Consider the following 21,034-nt stretch of genomic DNA (forward strand, 5'->3'; position numbering starts at 1 on the left):
TCGCGCCCTTCAGCGGCCGTAGACGTCGGTGATGCGGACGATGTCGTCCTCGCCCGTATAGCTGCCGACCTGGACCTCGATGATCTCCAGCGGGATCTTGCCCGGGTTGGCGAGCCGGTGCACGCAGCCCAGCGGCAGGTAGACGGACTCGTTCTCCTGCAGCAGCTTCACGCTGTCGTCGCAGGTCACCTCGGCGGTGCCGCGCACCACCACCCAGTGCTCGGCCCGGTGGAAGTGCTTCTGCAGCGACAGCTTCGCGCCGGGCAGGACCATGATGCGCTTGACCTGGAAGCGCGGGCCGATGTCGACGCGCTGGTACCAGCCCCAGGGCCGGTGCATGCGCAGATGGTCGGTGGCCTCGGTGCGTCCCTCGGCCTTGAGCGCCTCCACGAGGCCCTTCACGTCCGGCGAGGAGGCGCGGTTGGTCACCAGCACCGCGTCCTTGGTGGTGACGACGACGACGTTCTCCAGTCCGAGCACGGCCGTCAGCATGCCGTCGCTGTGCACGAGGCTGTTGCGGGTGTCGCGCAGATGGACCGGGCCGACGGCGGAGTTGCCGAACTCGTCCTGCGGCGAGTTCGCCAGCACCGCGTCCCACTCGCCGAGGTCCGACCAGTGGAACGACACCGGCAGGACGCCGGCCTTGCGCGTGTTTTCCAGCACCGCGTAGTCGATGGAGAGCTTCGGGGCCTTGGCGAAGTGCTCCGCGCTGAGCCGCAGGAAATCGAGGTCCTGGACCGCGTGCGCCACCGCCGCCTCGGCGGCCCGGCGCATCTCCGGCGCGAAGTCGGACAATTCGTCCAGCATCACGTCGCTGCGGAACAGGAAGTTGCCGCTGTTCCACAGGAAGCCGTCGGCGACGTAGCGCTCGGCCGTCTTGGCGTCGGGCTTCTCCACGAAGGCCGCGACCGCGAGCGCCTCGCCGTGGCCGGTCGCCGCGCCGGGCTGAATGTAGCCGAAGCCCGTCGCCGGCGCGGTCGGGGAGACGCCGAGGGTCATGATGAAGCCGTTGAGGGCGGCGGGCGACGCCTGGCGGCAGCATTCGGCGAAATCGACCGCGTCGGGAATGTGGTGGTCGGACGGGAGGATCAGCACCAGGCGCTCGGGGCTGCGCTGCCCGGCCAACGCCGCCGCGACCGCCACGGCGGGTCCGGAATCGCGGCCCTCGGGCTCCAGCACGATGTCGGCCTCCACGCCGATCTCGCGCAGCTGCTCGGCCACGACGAAGCGGAACTCCTCGCTGGTGACCACGATCGGGCGGTCGAACAGGGTCGCGTCGCAGACGCGCCGCACCGTCTCCTGGAACATCGACACCGGCCCGGTCAGCGGGATGAACTGCTTGGGCATGGTCCTGCGGGAGGCCGGCCAAAGCCGCGTGCCAGAGCCGCCGCAGAGAATGGCGGGCGTGATCGTGGCGGTGGTGGCGGTCATCAGATGCATCCCTCGGTTGGCCAGACAACTATATCCCTCAGCGTCCGACGTCCAATCTCCGCAACCGGACTCCAGGGGATTCGGCGCCCGGATACGCCGAACGGCGCGGTGAGCCAACCGTGTCGACCGAGTCGGAGCGGCTAACCCCGCCTCTGACTGCGGCTCTATCCACAGGACCTAGCCCGACACGCCTAAGGTCGGAACGTCATGATATCTGGAGAACTTAAGCAAAATCCTTCACAAGTCGGCTGCGGACCAAGTCTGGCTTTCTCAACTTCGTCTTGCAATCGCCCGATTTTGATTAACGAGTTGGTAACGACACAAGTGTGTAGAAGAGAAGAACGTCTGCGCGCGAATGCGCCGATCAACAGGTCGCACTCGCAAGGGGGCAGTACATGGTCGAGACGTCTCTGGAGACGCTCAGGGCTCTGTGGGAAGAGCTGCATACGCGGCTGAAGTCGCAAAGCGCGGACTACCGAACCATGCTCGCCCTCCAGGCCGCCATGCGCAGCATGGAGGCGGCGTCCGGCTCGGACCCGATCGTCGTCGATCCCCTGCCCAGGGGCTCCGCCATCGACCTTGCGATCCGCGTCACGCAGGCCGAAGCGGCCCAGCGCGTGCTGGAGGCCCGGGGCGAGCCGATGCCCATCGACGAGCTGATCAGGCTGGTGCCCGCTTTCGGGGGGCGCACCGGGACGCGCGCCTCGCTGTCCTCCAGCCTGTCGCAGGCCCCGCAATTCGTCAGCATCCGCTACGGCAACCGGTGGTGCTGGTGGCTCAGCGAGAGGCCGTTCGGGGAAGAGGCCGAGGCGGCGAGCCGGTCAGGGCCGCGCGCCGCGCCACGGTCCAGCCGGTGGCGGCAGATCGCCCGCGTCGGCCGCAAGCATGGCCGTAACGCGTCATGAGAAGCCCTTGAGGATGGCGATCTGGCGCGGCAGGCACACCCGCTTCAGGTCGTAGCCCTCCACGATCGTGCGGCGCGCCTCTTGCCGCAGCCCGGCGTAGCGCTCGGGCTCCGCCAGCGCCGAGACCACCGTCTCCACCAGCGCGTCGCGATCGAAGAACGGGACCAGGAGCCCGTTCTGGCCGTGCCGGATCACCTCGCTCACCGGGCTCGTGTCCGATCCGACGACGAGGCAGCCTGACGCCATCGCCTCCAGCGCCGACCAGGAGAGCACGAACGGATAGGTCAGGTAGACATGCGCCCGGGAGTGGTTCAGCAGGCCCAGATAGGCCCCGTAGGGCAACTGGCCCGCGAAGTGGACCCGGGAAAGATCGAGCTCGCCCTTCACCTCGTCGAGGAAGATCTGTTTCCACGTCCCCTCGCGCGGCCGCGCCCCGTAGGACACGCCGTCGCCGCCGACGATGACCACGCGCGCCTTGGGGCGCGCGCGCAGGATGCGGGGCAGGGCGCGCATGAACACGTGGTAGCCCCGATAGGGCTCCAGGTTTCGCGCCACATAGGTCAGGATTTCCTCGCCCGGTTCGATCGCGCGCCAGGGCGCGGCGGCGCGCGGCCGGATGGCGTCGGTGTCGATGCCATCATGCACGGCCTGGATCAGCGGCTGGAAAATCTCCGGATACCGGCTCTTCTGCCACGCGGTGGGCGACACGGCGGCCTGCGCGTCCGCCAGCGCGATCAGCGAGGCCGCGTTCCAGGCCGCCAGCCGGCCCCAATCCGTCGCCTTCGGGTTGGAGAACTCCGGATCGAACCCGACGTCGGAGTCGGCCCCGCCATAGAAGAATTCGCAGTAGGGGATGATCCGGGCGCGGGGGAAGAGGCTGCGGAGCGGGACGTTCTCGCCCCAGCCCGGATGGACCAGCGCCACCTGCGGATCGAAGCCCAGGCTCTTCAGCTTGAGGCTCGCGTCGATGACGGCCTCCGCCCGGCGCATCTCCGTGTCGAAGCGCCGCGCGAAAGGATGCACGGCCGCCGGATCCTGCCCCGGCGCGACGGCGTAGCGCGCCATCGACACCTCCGGCATGCCCTGCGCCGTCTTGGTCCCGATGGCGAAGAGGCGGCAGCCCCCGGCCTCGTGCAGGCTGCGGGCGATGTGCCGGTACTGGCCGGGGAAGTTGTTGTGTACGAAAAGAACGTCCATGCGTTCCGCCCCGACTCTGCGCCTATCTTGACGCGCGTCACGTGCGGCCGCAACATCGGATCGATCGAGACATGATGGAAGTCGCCTTTCCGCCTGCCGGCGCCTTGGTCCGTCCCCAGCCGCGTGGCCCGCGCCGCGCGGGACGCATTGACGCGGCCAGGCGGGCGCGGCATCCGGGTTGAGGTTCGACTGGCCGGCTGATTCGCGCGCGGGCCCGCGCAGCCGGCCTCGACGGGGGCGCCGATGGCTCAGGCCGAATCGAAGACGCTGCAACAACTGACGGGGCTGGAGCGCGCCGCGATCCTCCTGCTCGTGCTGGGCGACGACCACGGCAGCGCGCTGTGGGAATCGCTCGACGACGACGAGCTGCGCAAGGTGTCGCTGGCCATGTCGACGCTCGGCACCGTTCCGGCCCAGGTGGTCGAGCAGGTGCTGGCCGAGCTAGCCGGCCAGGCCAATCGGCTCACGGTCGTGGGCGACTATGAGCGCACGCACGACCTGCTGCTGAAGCTGCTGCCGAAGGATCGCGTCGGCCCGATCATGGACGAGATCCGCGGCCCCGCCGGCCGCACGATCTGGCAGCGGCTGTCCAACGTGCAGGATCACCTGCTCGCCAACTACCTGAAGACCGAGCACCCCCAGACGGTCTCGCTGATCCTGTCGCGCATCAAGCCGGAGCATTCGGCCAAGGTGCTGGCGATGCTGCCGGAGGATTTCGCCACGGACGTGATGCTGCGCATCCTGCAACTCGACACCGTGTCGAAGGATACGCTCGACCAGGTCGAGGACAGCCTGCGCACCAACTTCATCGCCAACCTGTCGCAGACGAGCCGCCGCGACGCGCACGACCTGCTGGCCGAGATCTTCAACTCCTTCGACCGGTCGAACGAGGCGAAGTTCATGGAGGCGCTGGAGCGCAACGCCTACAAGGCGGCCGAGAAGATCCGCGCCCTGATGTTCACCTTCGAGGACATCACCAAGCTCGACCCGAACTCCGCCCAGGTCCTGGTGCGCGGCATCGACAAGGCCGACCTCGCCAAGGCGCTCAAGGGCGCCAGCGAGTCCACCAAGAGCTTTTTCACGACCAAGATGACGGCCCGCGCCGCCGCGATGTTCAACGACGAAATGGCCGGTCTCGGGCCGATCCGCCTCAAGGAGGTCGACGAGGCCCAGCAGAAGATCATCTCCACCGCCAAGCTGATGGCCGAGAAGGGCGAGATCATCATCGCCAAGTCGGGCAACGAGGAGGACGTAGTCCTGGAGTGACGGCCCGGAGCCGGCCCGTACGGACAGGCTTTACAACTGATAAGTGCAGGAAAAAATTAACGCAGCCGGAGGTAGTATACGGGTTCTGGAAACCCGACCCCGGTCCCCATGTTCCGTGTCGAATATCAACGTCTTCGCTTTCTCGTCGTTGACGACAACACCTATATGCGCCGGATCCTGAAGACGCTTCTGCACGGCTTCGGAGCGCGCGAGGTGTTCGAGGCCGAGGACGGCGCCTCCGCGCTCGACGCGTTCGCCTCCCATTACCCCGACATCGTGTTCACCGACTGGGAGATGCCGCTCATCAACGGCATCGACATGACCAAGCTGATGCGGTGCTCCGACAACAGCGTGAACCCGTTCGTACCGATCATCATGGTGTCGGTCCATTCGGAGCGCCACCGCGTGCTGGAGGCGCGCGACGCCGGCGTCACTGAATTTCTCGTCAAGCCGCTTTCCGCCACCGCGCTGCACCAGCGCATCCTGGGCGTCGTCGCCAACCCCCGCGCCTTCATCAAGACCTCGAGCTTCTTCGGGCCCGACCGCCGCCGCACCAAGGCCGGTGAATTCACCGGCCCCGAACGCCGCAAGGGCGAAGAGGGCGAGGTCTTCCCGCCGAAGCCGGTCCTTGTGAGCCATTCCCATGGTTGAGATCTCGCCTCTCGCGACTGCCCCGCACCTCGACGGCAAGGAAGAGCACGCCGACCATGCGGTGCTGCATCCCAAGCCGAGGCTGAGGGAGAAGGCGCTGGTCAAGGCCATCGCCGCCCCGCAGATCGACGCCGACATGATCGCGCGCGCCGAGCGCGCCGTGGAGGCGTTGGCCCCCAGCTACTCCGAGTGGATGAAGACGACGCTGTCGGCCGTGCAGGGCGCCCTCGAGGCGTTCGAAGCCAGCGACCAGGGATCGGACGCCATCAAGGCCATGGCGCTCGCCGCCCAGGACCTGCGCGGCCAGTCCAAGCAGTTCGGCTATACGGTCGCGGCCCGGATGGCGACCAGCCTTTGCGAGCTCCTCGCCGGCGACGAGCTGGACGTTCCGCTCATCGTGATCCGCCGCCATGTCGAGGCCATCGCCTCCGTGGTGCGGGCCGGCGTCAAGGACCAGGACAACGCGACCGCGATGGAGTTGGTCCGCCACCTGGCCTTGCTCTGCAAGGAGGCGAAGGGCCGCCGCGACGTCATGAGCGCTCACGCCAGCGGGGTTTCGGATGAGCTTTGATCGCACCCAGCCCGTGCTGGTCGTGGATGACACCTACGCGATCATCCGCATCGTCCGCACGCTCCTCAGCGCCCACGGGGTGCACGACGTCGAAGGCGCGGCCAGCGGCCCGGAGGCCATCCGCAAGCTGAGCCAGCGGGCTTTCGGGCTCGTCATCTCCGACTACGGCATGACCCCGATGAGCGGGGCCGACCTGAAGCTCATCATGGACGGCCGGCCCGAATGGTGCGGCATCCCCTTCCTGCTGATGACCACGCAGGGCCTGGCCCAGAAAGCCAAGCTCGACAGGCCCAACGCTCCGCCCTCGATCATCAAGCCCTTCACGGCCGAGGCGCTGCTGAGCGCCATGAGCCGGGCCGCCGAGGCCGTCGCCGCCTGATACGCCCAAGACGCCACGGAAAAGCCCGCCGGGACGACCGGCGGGCTTTTTTCGTCACGGCCTCTCGGCGGCCCGCGTCACGCCACCTTGAGCACAGACCTGACGCGCGACTGGAGCGCGTTGGGCTCCACCGGCTTCAGGATGAAGGCGTCGACGTTCAGGTTCTTGGCCTGCCGCACCGTGTCGGAGGACGTCTCGCTCGTCGCCATGATCACCGGCGTGCCGCGCAGGACGGGGTGGGACCGGATCGCCTTCAGCAGGCCGAGGCCCGAAATGCCGTCCATGTGCAGGTCGGTGATGATCAGGTCGTAGCGGGTGGTGCTCAGCTTCTTGATCGCCTCCTCGCCGCTTTCCGCTCCGTCGACCGTCTCCATGCCCATCTGGATCAGGGCGAAGCGGACGAGACCGCGCATGCTCTTCTGGTCGTCGACGACCAGAACCTTCTTGGATTTCAGGTCGGCCATTTCAGGCTCCCATCAGGCGTGAAGACCGGGGCCGGGGTGCGCCGGAAAGGATGTGGTCGGCGATGCGGTCGAGCGGCAGCACCTGGTCGACCGCGCCGAGCGCGACAGCCGATTTGGGCATGCCGTAGACCACGCAGGTGGCCTCGTCCTGGGCGATCGTGTGCGCCCCGGCCTTGCGCATGGCCAGCAGGCCGTCGGCGCCGTCCCGGCCCATCCCGGTCAGCAGCGCGGCGCTGGCGTTCGGGCCCGCCTCGTGGGCGGCGGAGCGGAACATCACGTCGATGGAGGGCTTGTGGCCCGACACCGGGTTCTCGTCGCTGAGGCGCGCCACATAGCCGCCCCCCTTGCGGACGATGTGCAGGTGCCGCCCGCCGGGCGCGACCCAGACCGTGCGCGGCGCGAGCCGCCCGCCGTCCTGCGCCTCGAAGGAGGGCAGCCCGGTCGTCTGGGCGAGCCGTGTGGCGAGCCGCGGCGTGAAGCTCGGCGGCATGTGCTGGACCACCACGATGGGGCAGTTCACGCCCCGCAGGCCCTCCACCACCTTGCACACCGCCGGCACGCCGCCGGTCGAGGCGCCGATGCAGATGATGCTCTCGCCGTCGAAGCTGGACGCCTGGGAGGCGCTCAGCGCCGCTGTCGGACGCGGGCTCGCGGCGGGGATGACCAGCGTCGGGCCCGTCGGCGCGCCGAGGCCGGCGTGGCGGGGCCGCAGCTTGCTGCCGGCGGCGCGCAGCAGCCCGTCGGCGGTGTCGCGCAGGAAGCGGTCGATCTCGTTCGGCTTGCCGTCCGGCTTCTGGATGCAGTCGATCGCGCCGTTCTCCAGCGCGGTCAGCGTCAGGTCGGCGGCCGAATCCGTGTGGCCCGAGACCACCAGCACGGGCAGGGGCCGCGAGGCCATCAGCTTCTTAAGGAAGTCGATGCCGTTCATGCCGGGCAGCTCGATGTCGAGCGACACCACGTCGACCTCGATGCTGGGCTGGCGCAGCACGTCCCAAGCTTCCTCGGCGCTCTCCGCGGAGCCGGCCAGGACGAGACCCTCGGTCTCGTCCACGATGGCCCCGATCAGGCGCCGGATGGTGCGGGAATCGTCGATGACGAACACGCGGTAGGGACGGGTGCTGCGGATCATCAGAAAAACTCCACGTCGCCTGCGGGCTGCCGGACAAAGGTGCGCCTGTAATTCTCTTCCTGCTGGGTGACGCTGACCGCGCTCGTCTTGTCGAGCTCCTGCACCCAGGCCCGGCCGGTGGCCGGCTGGTAGCGGATGCGCCGCGGGACGGTGCCGCCCACCGAGCGGGCCACGATCGGGATGCCTTCCGTCTTCAGGAAGCGCTCGACGAAGGCGATGTTCTGCTCGCCGATCTTGAGCATGCTGCTGCCGCCCAGCACGCGCGCGCCGCCGAAGATCTTCACCTCGAGCCGGCCGCGCTGGCCGCCGCGCCGGTAGATGCTGTTCAGCAGCTGCTCCATGGCGTAGTCGCCGAAGCGCATCGCCTCGTCGCTGCCCTGGGCCAGGTCGTGCTGGTCGCTGGAGGGCAGCAGGAAGTGGTTGACCCCGCCGACGCCCGTGACGGTGTCGCGGACGCAGGCCGCCACGCACGATCCCAGCAGGGTGACGATGAGCTGGTTCTTGTCGTCCGTGACGTAGTGGTCGCCCGGCGCGACCGAGACGATGGTGGCGCCGCTGGCGTCCTGGAAAGAGCGGCGCGCGGTCGGTGGCGCATGGGCGCCTGTCGTGGCCATCAGCGCCTCCGGTAAATGGTTCGCCCGATCAGCTCGAAGGCCGGATGGGGAGGGGACAGGGATTCGGAGTGGCCGAGATAGAGCCAGCCGCCCGGCCGCAGCAGGTCGGCGCCGCGGTCCACGATGCTCTTCTTGGTCGGCCCGTCGAAATAGATCATCACGTTGCGGCAGAACATGATGTCGAACGGCCCGCGCATCGGCCATTCCTGGACGAGGTTGAGCTGCCTGAAGGTGAGATGGCGCCGCAGCGCCGCCCCCACCCGCACCATGTCGCTGGAGCCGGTCGGCTCGATCTGAAGCAGCGGCTTCAGGTCCGCCGGCGCGCGCTCCACCACCTCGCGGCTGTATTCCGCCCGCTCCGCGCGGTCGAGGACGTCGGTGTCGATGTCGGTGGCCAGGATGCGCAGGTCGAGGCTCTTGGGCGGCTGCGACGCATGCACCATGGCGGCGATGGAGTAGGGCTCTTCACCCGTGGATGAAGCAGACGACCAAATTCGCACGCGGGAGTTGTGTTTCAGCGCGCGCGAATAGGTCTCCGGCAGGGCGTCGCTCCGAAGATGGTCGAGATGGTGCCGCTCGCGGAAGAACGCCGTGTGGTTGGTGGTCAGCACGTTCAGCAGGCTGGGCAGTTCGCGCCCGCCGTCGGGGCTGCGCAGCAGCTCGCAATACTCCGCCACCGAGCGAAGCTGGAGGGCCCGCAGCCGGCGCATCAGCCGCCCGCGGATCATCGCCGACTTGTGGGCTCGGATGACGATCCCGGCCTGGTCGCGCGCAATGCCGGCGATCAGCTCGAAATCCCTGTCCGAAAGGGCGTAGTCGGAATCGTCTGTCGCAAGACCGTGCACGGTCGAGACCTCGTGCGAGAAGGATGAGGGCGCGGGAGCGCCGGAGGGTCGAGGCGCCGCCTTCGGGCTGCGCCGGAAGAAGAGCGCGGCCTAGACGGCGACGCTGAGGCTTTCATTGGCCATCGGCAGCTTGCGCCCCGACTGGGACAGGGCCGGAAGGGCGTCGACGTCCAGGATCAGCGCCACGAGCCCGTCGCCCAGGATGGTCGCGGCCGAGACGCCCTCGACCCGCCGGAACGAGGATTCGAGGTTTTTCACCACCACCTGCTGCTGGCCCACGATCTCGTCGACCGCGATCGCCAGGCGCGGGACGGTGTCCGTCTCCACGATGACCACGATCGGCTCGTGCCCGATCGCCCGGATGCCGAGCAGCTTGCGCAGCTTGAGCAGCGGCGCGATCTCGCCCCGCAGCTGCAGGATGTCGCGTCCGCCCGGCAGGGGCTCCACGCTTCCCGGGTCGAGCTGCATGGTCTCCACGATCGAGGAGAGCGGGAAGACGAAACGCTCGGTCCCGGCCCGCACGATCATTCCGTCCAGCACCGCCAGCGTGAGCGGCAGGCCGAGGGTGAATTTGCAGCCGCGGCCGGGCGTCGATTCCACGGTGATCCGTCCGCCCAGCGCCTCGACGTTTCGCCGCACCACGTCCATGCCGACGCCGCGCCCGGAGACGTCGGTCACCTGCTGGGCCGTGGACAGGCCGGGGTGGAAGATCAGGTTGTCGGCTTCCTCGGGCGTCGGGTCGGCGTCGGGCGCCAGCAGCCCGCGCGCCTTGGCCTTGGCGACCAGCTTCTCGCGGTTGATGCCGCGCCCGTCGTCGGTGACGCAGATCAGGATGCGCGAACCGCGATGCTCGGCCGACACCCGGATGGTGCCGTCCGGCGCCTTGCCGGCCGCGATGCGCTCTTCGGGCGACTCCAGGCCGTGGTCCATCGAGTTGCGCAACATGTGGATCAGCGGGTCGGCGAGCTCCTCCACGATGGTCTTGTCGACCTCCGTGTCCTCGCCGGCCAGCACCAGATGCGCCTTCTTGCCGAGCGCACGCTCCAGTTCGCGCACGAGGCGCGGCAGCCGCTGGAACACCACCTTCACCGGCTGGGCACGCACCGCCATGACGTTGTCCTGCAGCTCGCGCGTCTGGCGGGCGAGGCTGAACAGGGCGTCGACGAAAGAGGCGGCCTCGCGCTTGGCCAGCACGCCGGCGCGCTCCGACAGCATGGACTGCGTGATCACGATCTCGCCGACGAGGTTCATCAGGCGGTCGATGCGTTCCAGGTCCACCCGGATGGTGCCGCCGGAGGGCCGGCGCTGGACGGCCTGCAGCGCCGTCGGGGCGGACCCCGGCGCGGACGGCGTGCCCTCGCCATGGAACGCGTCATGCGTCGCTTCGGGCAGGGCCAGGGCCGGAGCGGCGGGCTCGCTCGTCGCGACCGCGCTCTCGGCGGCCGGCGCAGCCGCCTCGGGCGCCGCAGCCGCTGGCGGCTCGCCGCCCACGCTGAATTCCTCGTCGGCCAGGAAGGACTCCAGCGCTTCGACGATGTGCTCGTCGGAACTGGCGGTCTCCAGCTCGATCACCCACGCCATCCAGCACTCGGCCGGGTCGAGGGTCGCGATGGAGGGGACGCGCGAGGTGTCGCAGGTCACCTCGATCGGGCCGAGGTGACGCAGCGCGTCGAAGATCATGCGCGGGTCGATGGCCCGCCGGAAGAAGTCTGTTTCGGGCCGCAGATGGATGGTGACCCGGCGCGTGGCGCTGGCGGGCTCCTCGGCCTCGGCCGGAGCCGCGGGCGCGGCGGCGGGCGCGGGCTCGTCGTCGAAGAAGATCTCGTCGCCGGGCTTGGGCGCCACGGTCTTGCCCCCGGCCATCGCCTGCAGGGCGGCCACGAGCTCCGGTCCGACCGGGCTCGAGCGGCCGTCGCGGGCCGCGCCGATCTGCTCGTTGAGGACGTCGCCGGCCTGCAACAGCATGTCGATCGGGGCGTCTTCGACCGCGACCTTGCCGGAGCGCAGCGCGTCGAGGCAGGCCTCGAACATGTGCGCGAACTCGACCAGCTCGGTCAGCGCGAAGGCGCCGGCCCCGCCCTTGATCGAATGAACCGCCCGGAAGGCGCCGTGGATGTCGTCGGGGGTCGCGCGGCCTTCTGAAATGGCGGCCAGATGCCCTTCGAGAAGCCCGATGAACTCATCGCACTCGTCGAAATAAATACTGCGGATCTCGGCAAGAGCATCCATGGCGCGTTCTACTTCTTGAAACGAGTGAGCATGTCGAGGAGACGCTGCGGGTCGAACGGCTTCACCATCCAGGCCGTCGCGCCGGCCTTGCGGCCCTCGGCCTTGATCTCGGCGCCGCTCTCCGTCGTCAGGATGATGATCGGCACGACGCCGCCGTCGGCGCGCGAGCGCACCGCGCGGGTGAACTCGATGCCGTCCAGGACGGGCATGTTGAGGTCGGTGATCACGATGTCGGGACGGTGGTCGGCGAACCGCACCAGGCCCTCCTCGCCGTTCTCCGCCTCCACGACGTCGTAGGATGCGCCGCGCAGCGTCCGGCACAGGAGCTCGCGAAGGGTTCTCGTATCGTCAATGGCCAGGATGCGCACCGTCTACTCCATCGGAATGGTCATCAGGTCGGCGAAGAGGCCGAAACCTTGGAAAGCGTCGATCATGGCCGGGCTCGGTGAAACGAGAGTAAAGGACTGGTCGCCCTCGCTCGCGGTCTTTCCGGCCGACAGGATGACCTGGGCGAGAATGGGGGTGAGGCCGTCCGCCTCGGAGCCGTCGAGCCTGACCGGCTTGCCCGCTGCGAATGCGTCCTTGACCTTGTTGCAAAGGTCGAAAATGTCGTCGCGGCTCACCGAACCGCCTATTGCGAGATCAACCAAGTCGCCCTCCTGGGTCGTTCTCAACAATTACTGTCCGGAACTTAACAAAGCTTTATTCTGCACCTTTCGGTGGATTTTACATCAATGAGGCAACTGAAAGTTGTAAACGCGCATCCAACCCGGTTCGAGCCCGACCGGGTCGCCAATGGACGTGCTGTGCAGGCTGAATCAGGACCGCGCGCGAGGGCGACGCGCCGGACCGCGCCGTCAGGAGCGGACGGCGGGCCGGGCCGTGCGGGCGGCCTGGCCCGTGAAGACGCTCAGCCGCGCCGGCCGAGCGCGTGTTCGATCTCGCCGACCACGCCGCGGCGGAACAGCAGCACGCAGGCGACGAAGATCGCGCCGATCAGCACCGTGACCGGGAAGTCCAGGGCCGCCAGGTAGTTTTCGAGCGACACCACGATCAGCGCGCCCACGACCGGGCCCAGCATCGTGCCGATGCCGCCGAGAAGGGTGATGAGCACGACTTCGCCCGACATCTGCCAGGTGATGTCGGTGAGGGACGCGAGCTGGAAGACCAGCGTCTTGGCCCCGCCCGCCACGCCCGCCAGCGCCGCCGAGATCACGAAGGCGATCAGCTTGTAGCGGTTCACGTCATAGCCCAGCGAGATGGCGCGGGGCTCGTGCTCGCGGATGGCCTTCAGGATCTGCCCGAAGGGCGAGTGCACGATCCGCCACAGCGCGAACATCCCGAACAGGAAGATCACCAGCACGAAGCCGTACATGTTCATCGGCTGGTTCAGGTCGATCACGCCGAACAGGAGCCCGCGCGGGATGCCCTGGATGCCGTCCTCGCCGCCCGTGAACGGGGCCTGCAGGGCGATGAAGAACACCATCTGGCTCAACGCCAGGGTGATCATGGAGAAATAGATGCCCTTGCGCTTGATCGCCAGGTAGCCGACCAAGACGCCCAGGGCGCCGCCCGCCAGCCCGCCCAGGACGACGCACAGCAGCGGGTCCAGCTGCCAGACCTTGGCGGCGTGGGCCGAGATGTAGGCGCCCGTGCCGAAGAAGGCCGCATGCCCGAAGGACAGCAGGCCCACATAGCCTATCAGCAGGTTGAAGGCGGCCGCGAACAGCGCGAAGCACATCAGCTTCATCAGGAAGACGGGATAGATCCCGAACGGCGCCGCCAGCAGCAGCACGACCAGGCCGATCGCCGCCATGCGGCCCCATGTCTCGGAGGAGGAGCGAAGGCCGGGCGCGCCGGCCGGGGCTGTCGTCGCAGTCATCTCACTCTCCTCGTCCGAAGAGGCCCGCCGGGCGCACCAGGAGCACGATCGCCATCACGACGAAGATCACGATGGCGGAGGCCTGAGGATAGAACACCTTGGTCAGTCCTTCGAGCACGCCCAGCATGTAGCCGGTCACGATCGCGCCCATGATGGACCCCATGCCGCCGACCACCACGACGGCGAACACAACGATGATGAGGTTCGACCCCATCAGCGGGCTCACCTGGTAGATCGGCGCCGCCAGCACGCCGGCGAACCCCGCCAGCGCCACGCCGCCCGCATAGGTCAGCGTCACCAGCAGCGGCACGTTGATGCCGAAAGCCTGCACCAGCGCCGGGTTTTCGGTCGCGGCGCGCAGATAGGCGCCCAGCCGGGTCCGTTCGATGATGAACCAGGTGGCGAAGCAGACCACCACCGAGGCCACCACCACCCAGCCGCGATAGATCGGCAGGAACATGAAGCCCAGATTGACGCCGCCCTGCAGCTCCGGCGGCGGCGCGTAGGGCTGGCCAGAGGAGCCGTACCAGTGGCGGAACAGCCCCTCGATCACCAGCGAGAGCCCGAAGGTCAGCAGCAGGCCGTAGAGCGGGTCCAGCCCCGCCAGCCGCCGCAGCGTCGTGCGCTCGATGATCACCCCGAAGAGCCCGACCGCGATCGGCACCAGCGCCAGCGCGGCCCAGTAGTTGACGCCGAACTTGGTCAGGGCCAGCCACGCCGTGAACGCGCCCAGCATGTAGAGCGCCCCATGGGCGAAGTTGATGACGTGCAGCATGCCGAAGATCACGGCCAGCCCGAGCGACAGGAGGGCGTAGAACGAGCCGTTGATCAGCCCGATCAGCAGCTGCCCGTAGAGCGCGACGGTCGGCACCCCGAAGATGGTCGACATCGCCTCAAACCCCCAGATATTCGTGCAGCGACCCCATGCGGTCGCTCAGTTCGGTCGTGGCGAAGCGGTCGACCACCTTGCCGTCCTCCATCACGAAGAAGCGGTCGGCCAGCTTGGCGGCGAAGCGGAAGTTCTGCTCCACCAGGATGATGGTGAAGCCCTGCGTCTTCAGCGTGCGGATGAGCTCGCCGATGCGCTGCACGATCACGGGCGCGAGGCCCTCGGTCGGCTCGTCGAGCAGCAGCACCCGCGCGCCGGTGCGCAGGATGCGGGCGATGGCCAGCATCTGCTGCTCGCCGCCCGAGAGCTTGGTGCCGGGGCTGCTGCGCCGCTCCTCCAGATTGGGAAACAGCCGGTAGATCTCCGAGGCCTGCATGCCGCCTTCCGCGATGCGGGGCGGCAGAGCCAGGTTCTCGTCCACCGACAGGCTGGCGAAGATGCCGCGCTCCTCCGGCACATAGCCGATGCCGCAGCGCGCGACCTTGTGGGGCGCCAGGGCCAGCAGGTCCTGCCCGCGCAGCCGGACCACGCCCTTGCGCTTGCGCACGATGCCGACGATGGAGCGCAGCGTCGTCGTCTTGCCCGCGCCGTTGCGGCCGATGATCGTCACCGTCTCGCCTTCGCGCACGTCGAGCGACACGCCGTGGAGCACGTGGCTCTCGCCGTACCAGGCTTCGAGGTCCTGGACCTCCAGGATGGGGTTGGGGGCCAGCATCTCAGGCCTCCTCCATGCCCATATAGGCTTCGCGGACCTTGGGGTCCTGCGAGACCTTGGCGTAGTCGCCCTCCGCGATGATCTCGCCCCGCTGCAGCACCGTGATGGTGTCGCACAGGTCCGACACGACCGAGAGGTTGTGCTCCACCATCAGGATGGTGCGGCCGACCGCGGCCTTGCGGATCAGCGCCACCACCCGGTCGATGTCCTCGTGGCCCATGCCGGCCATCGGCTCGTCGAGCAGCAGCATCTTGGGCTCCAGGGCGAGCGTGGTGGCGATCTCCAGGGCGCGCTTGCGCCCGTAGCTGAGGTCCACCGCCGGAGCGTCCGCATAAACGTCGAGGTTGAAGTCGGCGATCAGCTCGCGCGCCCGTCCGTCGAGCAGGCGCAGCACCTTGTCGGAGCGCCAGAACTGCGTCGCCAGCCCGGCTCGCCGCTGCAGCGCGACCCGGATGTTCTCCAGCACGGTCAGATGCGGGAAGGTCGCCGAGATCTGGAAGGAGCGCACCAGCCCGCGCCGCGCGACCGCGGCGGGCTGCTCGCCGGTCACGTCCGTTCCCTCGAAGACGATACGTCCGCTGGTCGGGGTGAGGAACTTGGTCAGCAGGTTGAAGACGGTGGTCTTGCCGGCGCCGTTGGGTCCGATCAGCGCATGGATCGAGCCCGGCTTCACCGAGAGGTTGACGTTCTTCACTGCGACGAAGCCGAGGAACTCCTTCGTGAGCCCCTCGGCCTGCAGGATGGCGGTTGGCGCTGTCATGGGTGGGCAGGCCTCAAATGAATGAGAGAAACGCGGTCTCTCCCTCTCCCGGCGGAAGAGAGGGGGCGCCGGTGGCCCAACCGGGCCGCCGCGCCCGTATGCTGACGCTCGCCTACTTCGTCGCCGGGCAGCCGCTCTCCGCCGCCGAGAAGAAGGCCTTCTCGCCCGGAATGGTGGCGAGCAGCTTGTAGTAGTCCCAGGGCTTCTTGCTCTCGGCCGGCTTCTTGACCTCGAACAGATACATATCGTGGATCATGCGGCCGTTGGCCAGCACCTTGCCGTTGCGGCCGAAGGCGTCGTCGACCGGCAGCTCCTTGAGCTTGGCCGCCACCTTCTCGGTGTCCTTCGAGTTCGCCGCCTTCACGGCCTTGAGGTAGGAGAGCACGGCCGAGTAGGTGCCGGCGTGGATCATGCTGGGCATCCGCTGCGTGCGCTTGAAGAAGCGCTCGCCGAACTCGCGGGAGCGGTCGTCGAGGTCCCAGTAGAAGCCCTCGGTCAGCACCAGCCCCTGCGAGGCCTGGAGACCGAGGCCGTTCACCTCCGCCAGCGTCATCAGCAGCCCGGCGATCTTCTGGCCGCCGGCCGTGATGCCGAACTCGGCCGCCTGCTTCACCGAGTTGGTGGTGTCGAGCCCGGCGTTGGCGAGGCCCACGACCTTGGCCTTGGAGGCCTGCGCCTGCAGCAGGAAGGACGAGAAGTCGTTGTTGTTGAGCGGGTGCCTCACCGAGCCCAGAACCTTGCCGCCCTCCTGCTTCACCAGCTTGGACGTATCGTCCTCCAGCTGGTAGCCGAACGCGTAGTCGGCGGTCAGGAAGAACCAGCTGTCGCCGCCGGCCTTGGTCAGCGCGCCGCCGGTGCCCACCGCGAGGGCGCGCGTGTCGAAGGCCCAGTGGAAGCCGTAGGGCTGGCACGCGTCGCCGGTCAGGCGCGAGGTCGCGGCGCCGACCACGATGTCGATCTTCTTCTTCTCTTTCGAGAGCTCATGGACGGCCAGCGCCACCGACGAGGTGGTCAGCTCGGTGATCATGTCGACGCCGTCGACGTCGTACCACTGGCGGGCGATGTTGGAGCCGATGTCGGGCTTGTTCTGGTGATCGGCGGTGACGAGCTCGACCTTCTGGCCCAGAACCGACCCGCCGAAATCCTCGATCGCCATCCGGGCGGCCTCGACGGACCACTTGCCGCCATAGTCGGCGTAGACGCCGGACTGGTCGTTCAGGATGCCGATCTTCACGCCGTCGGCCGCCTGGGCCGAGACGGCGGAGGCCATGGCGAGGGCGCCGAACGCCGCCGAGAAGGCGAGGGTCTTCACGGCGCTGGCGGCCGTCCTTGCGGGTGTCGTCACGATCGTTTCCTCCTTCAGGGGCGCCTGGGGGCGGCGCCCGCGCCGCGGCTGAGCCGCGATCGTTTCTGCTGCCGCCATAAGCGCGGCGGGTAGCGGGCAGAATAGAGGCGCGCGGGCGGCTGGCAACCGTCCTGAGCCCTTGGAACCGTGCGATTTTCGGCGGTTTTGGTGGGATTTTTCAGCGCACTCGACGAAAGTCGAACATGGTTCGACGGCCGCTCCGCCCGAGCGCGACGCCGGGATCAGGACCGCGCCTTGGCCATGCGCGGCGCCGCGCGCGGCTTCGCCTCCTCCCAGCCGAGCAGGATGGAGGCCAGCCCCGCCTCGTCGACGCGCTTTGCGGCCTCCAGCGGCGACACCCATTCCAGCTTGCGGACGCCGGCCTCCCGGAAGCTCTTCAGCTGCCGCGTCACCTCCAGCGGAAACACCACCACGGTGACCAGGACGAAGTGCTCCTTCAGCCGCTTCCAGTACTGGTAGGAGCCGACGGGCTTCTTGCCGGGCTTGCCCTTCAACCCGGCCTCCTCCAGCGCCTCCTGCGCGGCGGCCTCGTGGGGCTTGCGGTTCTTCATCGGCCAGCCCTTGGGGATCACCCAGCGCCCGGTGTCGCGGGAGGTGGCGAGCAGCACCTGCGTCGCCCCGTCGACCTTGCGGTAGGGCAGGGCGGCGAACTGCACCAGGGATGCCGGATCGGGGGTCATGGGACTGACGGTCGCATGGCGCTATCTCGAACGCTTCGGCTTTTGATTGCAATGCAACGCTGAAGCCCCCCGAGCGTTTGTGACGCAGATCAGCTCATTTCTGGGGACAATGCCCGACATGCAAGAGGGTTTGGGCGGCGACGCCAAAGGGACGATCCTGGGCGACGCTCCTCCGGGGCGCGCGATCGGACCGCGGACGCTCGTGCTCGTCAATCCCAACAGCCGGCGCGGCTCCGAATCGCTCGACGCCGTCAATGAGCGCCTGGAGAAGGGCGGGCTTATCCTGCAGCACGAAACCTTCTCCTCCGCCGACGAGGTCAGCCAGGACATCGTCCGCCGCGCCCCCGAGGTCGACCGCGTCGTCATCTGCGGCGGCGACGGCAGCGTCAACGCCGCCGCCCGCGGCCTCATGGAGACCGGGCTGCCTTTCGGCGTCCTGCCGCTCGGCACCGGCAACGACCTCGCCCGTACGCTCGGCCTGCCGGAGGACCTCTTGGCCGCGGCGGACGTCATCGTCGCCGGCCGGGTCCGGCCGATCGATCTCGGCATGGTCAACGACAAGCCGTTCTTCAACGTCGCCAGCCTCGGGCTCTCCACCGATCTCGCCCGCAGCCTCACGCCCGACATCAAGCGCCGCTGGGGCCGGCTGGGCTACGCGCTGGCCGCCCTCAAGGTGCTGAGCCGCGCCGCGCCCTTCACGGCCACGATCGTCGCCAAGGGCGACGTCGCCCGCGTGAAGACGATGCAGATCGCGGTCGGCAACGGCCGCTACTATGGCGGCGGAATGTCGGTCTCCGACCGGGCCGAGATCGACGACCACCACCTCGATCTCTACAGCCTGGAGCTGAAGAGCGTCTGGAAGCTCGCCGCCATGCTGCCGGCCTTCCGGGCCGGCTCGCACGGCGCCTGGGAGGAGGTGCGCACGGAGCGCTGCACCGAATTCGAGATCCGCACGCGCCGGCCCCGCCCGGTCAACTGCGACGGCGAGCTCTGCACCGAGACTCCGGCGCGCTTCAAGATCGTGCCAGACGCCGTGCGGGTGTTCTCGCCCTGATCCGCCTCACGCCGCCGGGCGCGCCGGGATGGGTTCGCGCTCCATGGCCTCGCCGATCTCCAGCGGGTGCGCCATCACCTGCCGCAGCTTCACCGGGTCGAGCTCGCCCTCCCAGCGACTGACCACCACGGTGGCGACGCCGTTGCCGATGAGGTTGGTGAGGGCGCGGCACTCGCTCATGAACTTGTCGATGCCCACCAGGATCGCCAGCGAGGCGATCGGAATGTCGGGCACGATCTGCAGCGTGGCGGCGAGCGTCACGAAGCCAGCCCCGGTGACGCCGGACGCGCCCTTGGAGGTCAGCATCGCGATCACCAGGATCGTCATCTCCTGCCCGAAGGTGAGGTGGATGTTGGTCGCCTGCGCCAGGAACAGGGTCGCCAGCGTCATGTAGATGTTGGTGCCGTCGAGGTTGAAGCTGTACCCGGTCGGGATCACGAGCCCCACCACCGACGGCGACGCGCCGAGCCGCTGCATCTTCTGGATCATGTGCGGCAGCACGGTCTCGGACGACGACGTCCCGAGCACGATCAGCAGCTCGTCTTTGATGTAGGCGATGAAGCGCAGGATCGAGAACCCGGCGAGCCGGGCGATCACGCCCAGCACCACCAGCACGAACAGCAGCGCGGTGGCGTAGAAGGTCGCCACGAGCGCCAGCAGGTTCCACAGCGAGCCCAGCCCGTAGGCGCCGATGGTGAACGCCATGGCCCCGAACGCCCCGATGGGCGCCACCCGCACGATCATGCCGATGATGCGGAAGAACATCTTCCCGGCCGTGTCGATGGCGTGGGTGATGCGCTCGCCGGTCTGTCCCATCTGGGACACCGCAAAGCCCGACAGGATGGCGATCAGCAGCACCTGCAAGAGATCGCCCTTGGCGAAGGCGTCGAAGAACGAGTTCGGGATGATCGCCATCAGATGCGCGACCACGCCCTCGTCCTTGGCCCGGCTCACATAGCTCGCGACCGCCTTCGTATCGAGCGTGGCGGGGTCGATGTTGAAGCCCGCCCCGGGCCTGACGATCTCGCCCACCAGCAGGCCGACGGCCAGCGCGACGGTCGACACCACCTCGAAATAGAGCAGCGCCTTGGCCCCGACCCGGCCCACCTTCTTCAGGTCGCTCATGGACGCGATGCCGTGCACGACCGTGCAGAAGATCACCGGCGCGATCATCATCTTGATGAGCGAAATGAAGGCGTCGCCGAGCGGCTTCAGCGCCGCGCCGGTCTTGGGCCAGAAATGCCCGACCAGGATGCCCAGCACGATAGCGATCAGCACCTGGACGTAGAGCACCTTGTACCAGGGGGTGCGGTGGGCCGGCGAGACGTCGCGGGCCGCAGGTCTGTCTGCAAGGGTGTGAGCCATAGGGGACTCCGGGCCGCCGTTCCGAGGGTGCTGTCCCGCTGACACGCGGCGGGATCTTGGGTTCCACGCCGATCTTTGGTCCTTCAGCCGGCGAGTTTCAATCCCAATATGCCGACCACGATCAGGCCGATGCAGGCCATGCGGGCCGCCGTCGCCGGCTCGCCGAAGAGCGCGATTCCCAGGATCGCCGTCCCGATCGTGCCGATTCCGGTCCAGACCGCGTAGGCGGTCCCGATCGGCAGCTCTTTCAGCGCCAGTCCGAGGAGCCCCAGGCTCACCGCCATGCTGGCCAGCGTCGCCAGCGAGGGCCACAGCCGGGTGAACCCTTGCGTGTATTTCAGCCCGACGGCCCAGCCGACCTCAAAGAGCCCCGCCGCGATCAGGATCAGCCAACCCACCTTGCGCTCCCGCGTCATCGCCGCCGGACGGCGGCCGACGCGACCCTAGCGGCGGCGGCCCGCGAGCGCTGTGGCGGGCGCGACACGCCGGCTGGCCTAAGACCCTTCGACGCATCCCATGGTGGCATGAACCATGCAAAGCTCGGGTCCGTCATGGTAGCATGAGCTTGGTCGGGGGTGATTCGATGCGGACACGCATACTACCCTTCGGAAAGCCGGTCGCGGTACGCCGCCGCCGCCCGCG

At 68.3% G+C, this 21,034-nt stretch carries 23 protein-coding genes; 6 read left to right on the top strand and 17 right to left on the bottom strand.

Annotation, left to right across the window (positions count from 1 at the left end; all coding sequences use genetic code 11):
- Positions 1-9: 9 nt before the first annotated feature.
- A complete protein-coding gene (locus ABEG18_RS03735; RefSeq protein ID WP_406856754.1) occupies positions 10-1,431 on the bottom strand; it encodes a mannose-1-phosphate guanylyltransferase/mannose-6-phosphate isomerase in 1,422 nt (473 codons plus the stop codon).
- A 395-nt stretch (positions 1,432-1,826) separates the two neighbouring features.
- Here ABEG18_RS03735 and ABEG18_RS03740 point away from each other — a divergent pair, with 395 nt between their 5' ends.
- A complete protein-coding gene (locus ABEG18_RS03740) occupies positions 1,827-2,336 on the top strand; it encodes a hypothetical protein (protein WP_406856755.1) in 510 nt (169 codons plus the stop codon).
- Here the strand turns inward: ABEG18_RS03740 and ABEG18_RS03745 are convergent.
- Entirely contained in the window at positions 2,331-3,533 is a 1,203-nt protein-coding gene (locus ABEG18_RS03745; RefSeq protein WP_406856756.1) for a glycosyltransferase, read from the bottom strand. The genes ABEG18_RS03740 and ABEG18_RS03745 overlap by 6 nt on opposite strands.
- A gap of 243 nt (positions 3,534-3,776) precedes the next feature.
- Here ABEG18_RS03745 and fliG point away from each other — a divergent pair, with 243 nt between their 5' ends.
- The 4 genes from fliG (at position 3,777) to ABEG18_RS03765 (ending at position 6,400) form a co-directional block, all read left to right on the top strand.
- On the top strand, positions 3,777-4,799 hold the full coding sequence (gene fliG, locus ABEG18_RS03750) for a flagellar motor switch protein FliG (RefSeq protein WP_406856757.1): 1,023 nt from the start codon (positions 3,777-3,779) through the stop codon (positions 4,797-4,799).
- Positions 4,800-4,907: 108 nt separating this feature from the next.
- Complete coding sequence (locus ABEG18_RS03755; protein WP_406856758.1) at positions 4,908-5,450, top strand: response regulator; 543 nt, start codon at positions 4,908-4,910, stop codon at positions 5,448-5,450.
- A complete protein-coding gene (locus tag ABEG18_RS03760; RefSeq protein WP_406856759.1) occupies positions 5,443-6,021 on the top strand; it encodes a hypothetical protein in 579 nt (192 codons plus the stop codon). The genes ABEG18_RS03755 and ABEG18_RS03760 overlap by 8 nt, the downstream gene beginning before the upstream one ends.
- Complete coding sequence (locus ABEG18_RS03765; protein ID WP_406856760.1) at positions 6,011-6,400, top strand: response regulator; 390 nt, start codon at positions 6,011-6,013, stop codon at positions 6,398-6,400. The genes ABEG18_RS03760 and ABEG18_RS03765 overlap by 11 nt, the downstream gene beginning before the upstream one ends.
- 77 nt (positions 6,401-6,477) lie before the next feature.
- Here the strand turns inward: ABEG18_RS03765 and ABEG18_RS03770 are convergent, their stop codons facing one another.
- From ABEG18_RS03770 to ABEG18_RS03830, 13 genes are all read right to left on the bottom strand, one after another.
- Complete coding sequence (locus ABEG18_RS03770) at positions 6,478-6,864, bottom strand: response regulator (RefSeq protein WP_406856761.1); 387 nt, start codon at positions 6,862-6,864, stop codon at positions 6,478-6,480.
- Between the two features lies 1 nt (position 6,865).
- Positions 6,866-7,993, bottom strand: coding sequence for a chemotaxis-specific protein-glutamate methyltransferase CheB (gene cheB, locus ABEG18_RS03775; protein ID WP_406856762.1), 1,128 nt, complete (start codon positions 7,991-7,993; stop codon positions 6,866-6,868).
- On the bottom strand, positions 7,993-8,607 hold the full coding sequence (locus ABEG18_RS03780; protein WP_406856763.1) for a chemoreceptor glutamine deamidase CheD: 615 nt from the start codon (positions 8,605-8,607) through the stop codon (positions 7,993-7,995). Before ABEG18_RS03780 ends, cheB begins: the two co-directional genes overlap by 1 nt.
- Complete coding sequence (locus ABEG18_RS03785; protein WP_406856764.1) at positions 8,607-9,452, bottom strand: CheR family methyltransferase; 846 nt, start codon at positions 9,450-9,452, stop codon at positions 8,607-8,609. Before ABEG18_RS03785 ends, ABEG18_RS03780 begins: the two co-directional genes overlap by 1 nt.
- A 90-nt stretch (positions 9,453-9,542) precedes the next feature.
- A complete protein-coding gene (locus ABEG18_RS03790; protein ID WP_406856765.1) occupies positions 9,543-11,681 on the bottom strand; it encodes a chemotaxis protein CheA in 2,139 nt (712 codons plus the stop codon).
- An 8-nt stretch (positions 11,682-11,689) separates the two neighbouring features.
- Positions 11,690-12,049 carry a response regulator gene (locus ABEG18_RS03795; protein WP_406856766.1) on the bottom strand — a complete coding sequence of 120 codons (360 nt, stop codon included), beginning with the start codon at positions 12,047-12,049 and terminating at the stop codon, positions 11,690-11,692.
- 3 nt (positions 12,050-12,052) lie between these two features.
- Entirely contained in the window at positions 12,053-12,331 is a 279-nt protein-coding gene (locus ABEG18_RS03800; RefSeq protein WP_406856767.1) for an STAS domain-containing protein, read from the bottom strand.
- A 260-nt stretch (positions 12,332-12,591) separates the two neighbouring features.
- Positions 12,592-13,563 carry a branched-chain amino acid ABC transporter permease gene (locus ABEG18_RS03805; RefSeq protein WP_406856768.1) on the bottom strand — a complete coding sequence of 324 codons (972 nt, stop codon included), beginning with the start codon at positions 13,561-13,563 and terminating at the stop codon, positions 12,592-12,594.
- Position 13,564: 1 nt separating this feature from the next.
- Complete coding sequence (locus tag ABEG18_RS03810) at positions 13,565-14,452, bottom strand: branched-chain amino acid ABC transporter permease (RefSeq protein ID WP_406856769.1); 888 nt, start codon at positions 14,450-14,452, stop codon at positions 13,565-13,567.
- A 4-nt stretch (positions 14,453-14,456) separates the two neighbouring features.
- Positions 14,457-15,167: an ABC transporter ATP-binding protein gene (locus ABEG18_RS03815; RefSeq protein ID WP_406856770.1), complete on the bottom strand. Its 711-nt coding sequence runs from the start codon at positions 15,165-15,167 to the stop codon at positions 14,457-14,459.
- A gap of 1 nt (position 15,168) precedes the next feature.
- Positions 15,169-15,927 (bottom strand): ABC transporter ATP-binding protein, encoded by a 759-nt coding sequence (locus tag ABEG18_RS03820; RefSeq protein ID WP_406856771.1) that lies wholly within the window; start codon positions 15,925-15,927, stop codon positions 15,169-15,171.
- A gap of 112 nt (positions 15,928-16,039) precedes the next feature.
- Positions 16,040-17,197 carry an ABC transporter substrate-binding protein gene (locus ABEG18_RS03825; RefSeq protein ID WP_406858525.1) on the bottom strand — a complete coding sequence of 386 codons (1,158 nt, stop codon included), beginning with the start codon at positions 17,195-17,197 and terminating at the stop codon, positions 16,040-16,042.
- A gap of 317 nt (positions 17,198-17,514) precedes the next feature.
- Positions 17,515-17,973 (bottom strand): NUDIX hydrolase, encoded by a 459-nt coding sequence (locus ABEG18_RS03830; protein WP_406856772.1) that lies wholly within the window; start codon positions 17,971-17,973, stop codon positions 17,515-17,517.
- Positions 17,974-18,091: 118 nt separating this feature from the next.
- Here ABEG18_RS03830 and ABEG18_RS03835 point away from each other — a divergent pair, with 118 nt between their 5' ends.
- Positions 18,092-19,027, top strand: a complete 936-nt coding sequence (locus tag ABEG18_RS03835) for a lipid kinase (protein ID WP_406856773.1) — start codon at positions 18,092-18,094, stop codon at positions 19,025-19,027.
- A gap of 6 nt (positions 19,028-19,033) precedes the next feature.
- Here the strand turns inward: ABEG18_RS03835 and ABEG18_RS03840 are convergent, their stop codons facing one another.
- Positions 19,034-20,392: a dicarboxylate/amino acid:cation symporter gene (locus ABEG18_RS03840; protein ID WP_406856774.1), complete on the bottom strand. Its 1,359-nt coding sequence runs from the start codon at positions 20,390-20,392 to the stop codon at positions 19,034-19,036.
- Between the two features lie 83 nt (positions 20,393-20,475).
- Positions 20,476-20,790, bottom strand: coding sequence for a quaternary ammonium compound efflux SMR transporter SugE (sugE, locus tag ABEG18_RS03845; RefSeq protein WP_406856775.1), 315 nt, complete (start codon positions 20,788-20,790; stop codon positions 20,476-20,478).
- Positions 20,791-21,034: the final 244 nt, after the last annotated feature.

The organism is Alsobacter sp. KACC 23698 (assembly GCF_045348435.1).
Taxonomy (GTDB): domain Bacteria; phylum Pseudomonadota; class Alphaproteobacteria; order Rhizobiales; family Beijerinckiaceae; genus Alsobacter.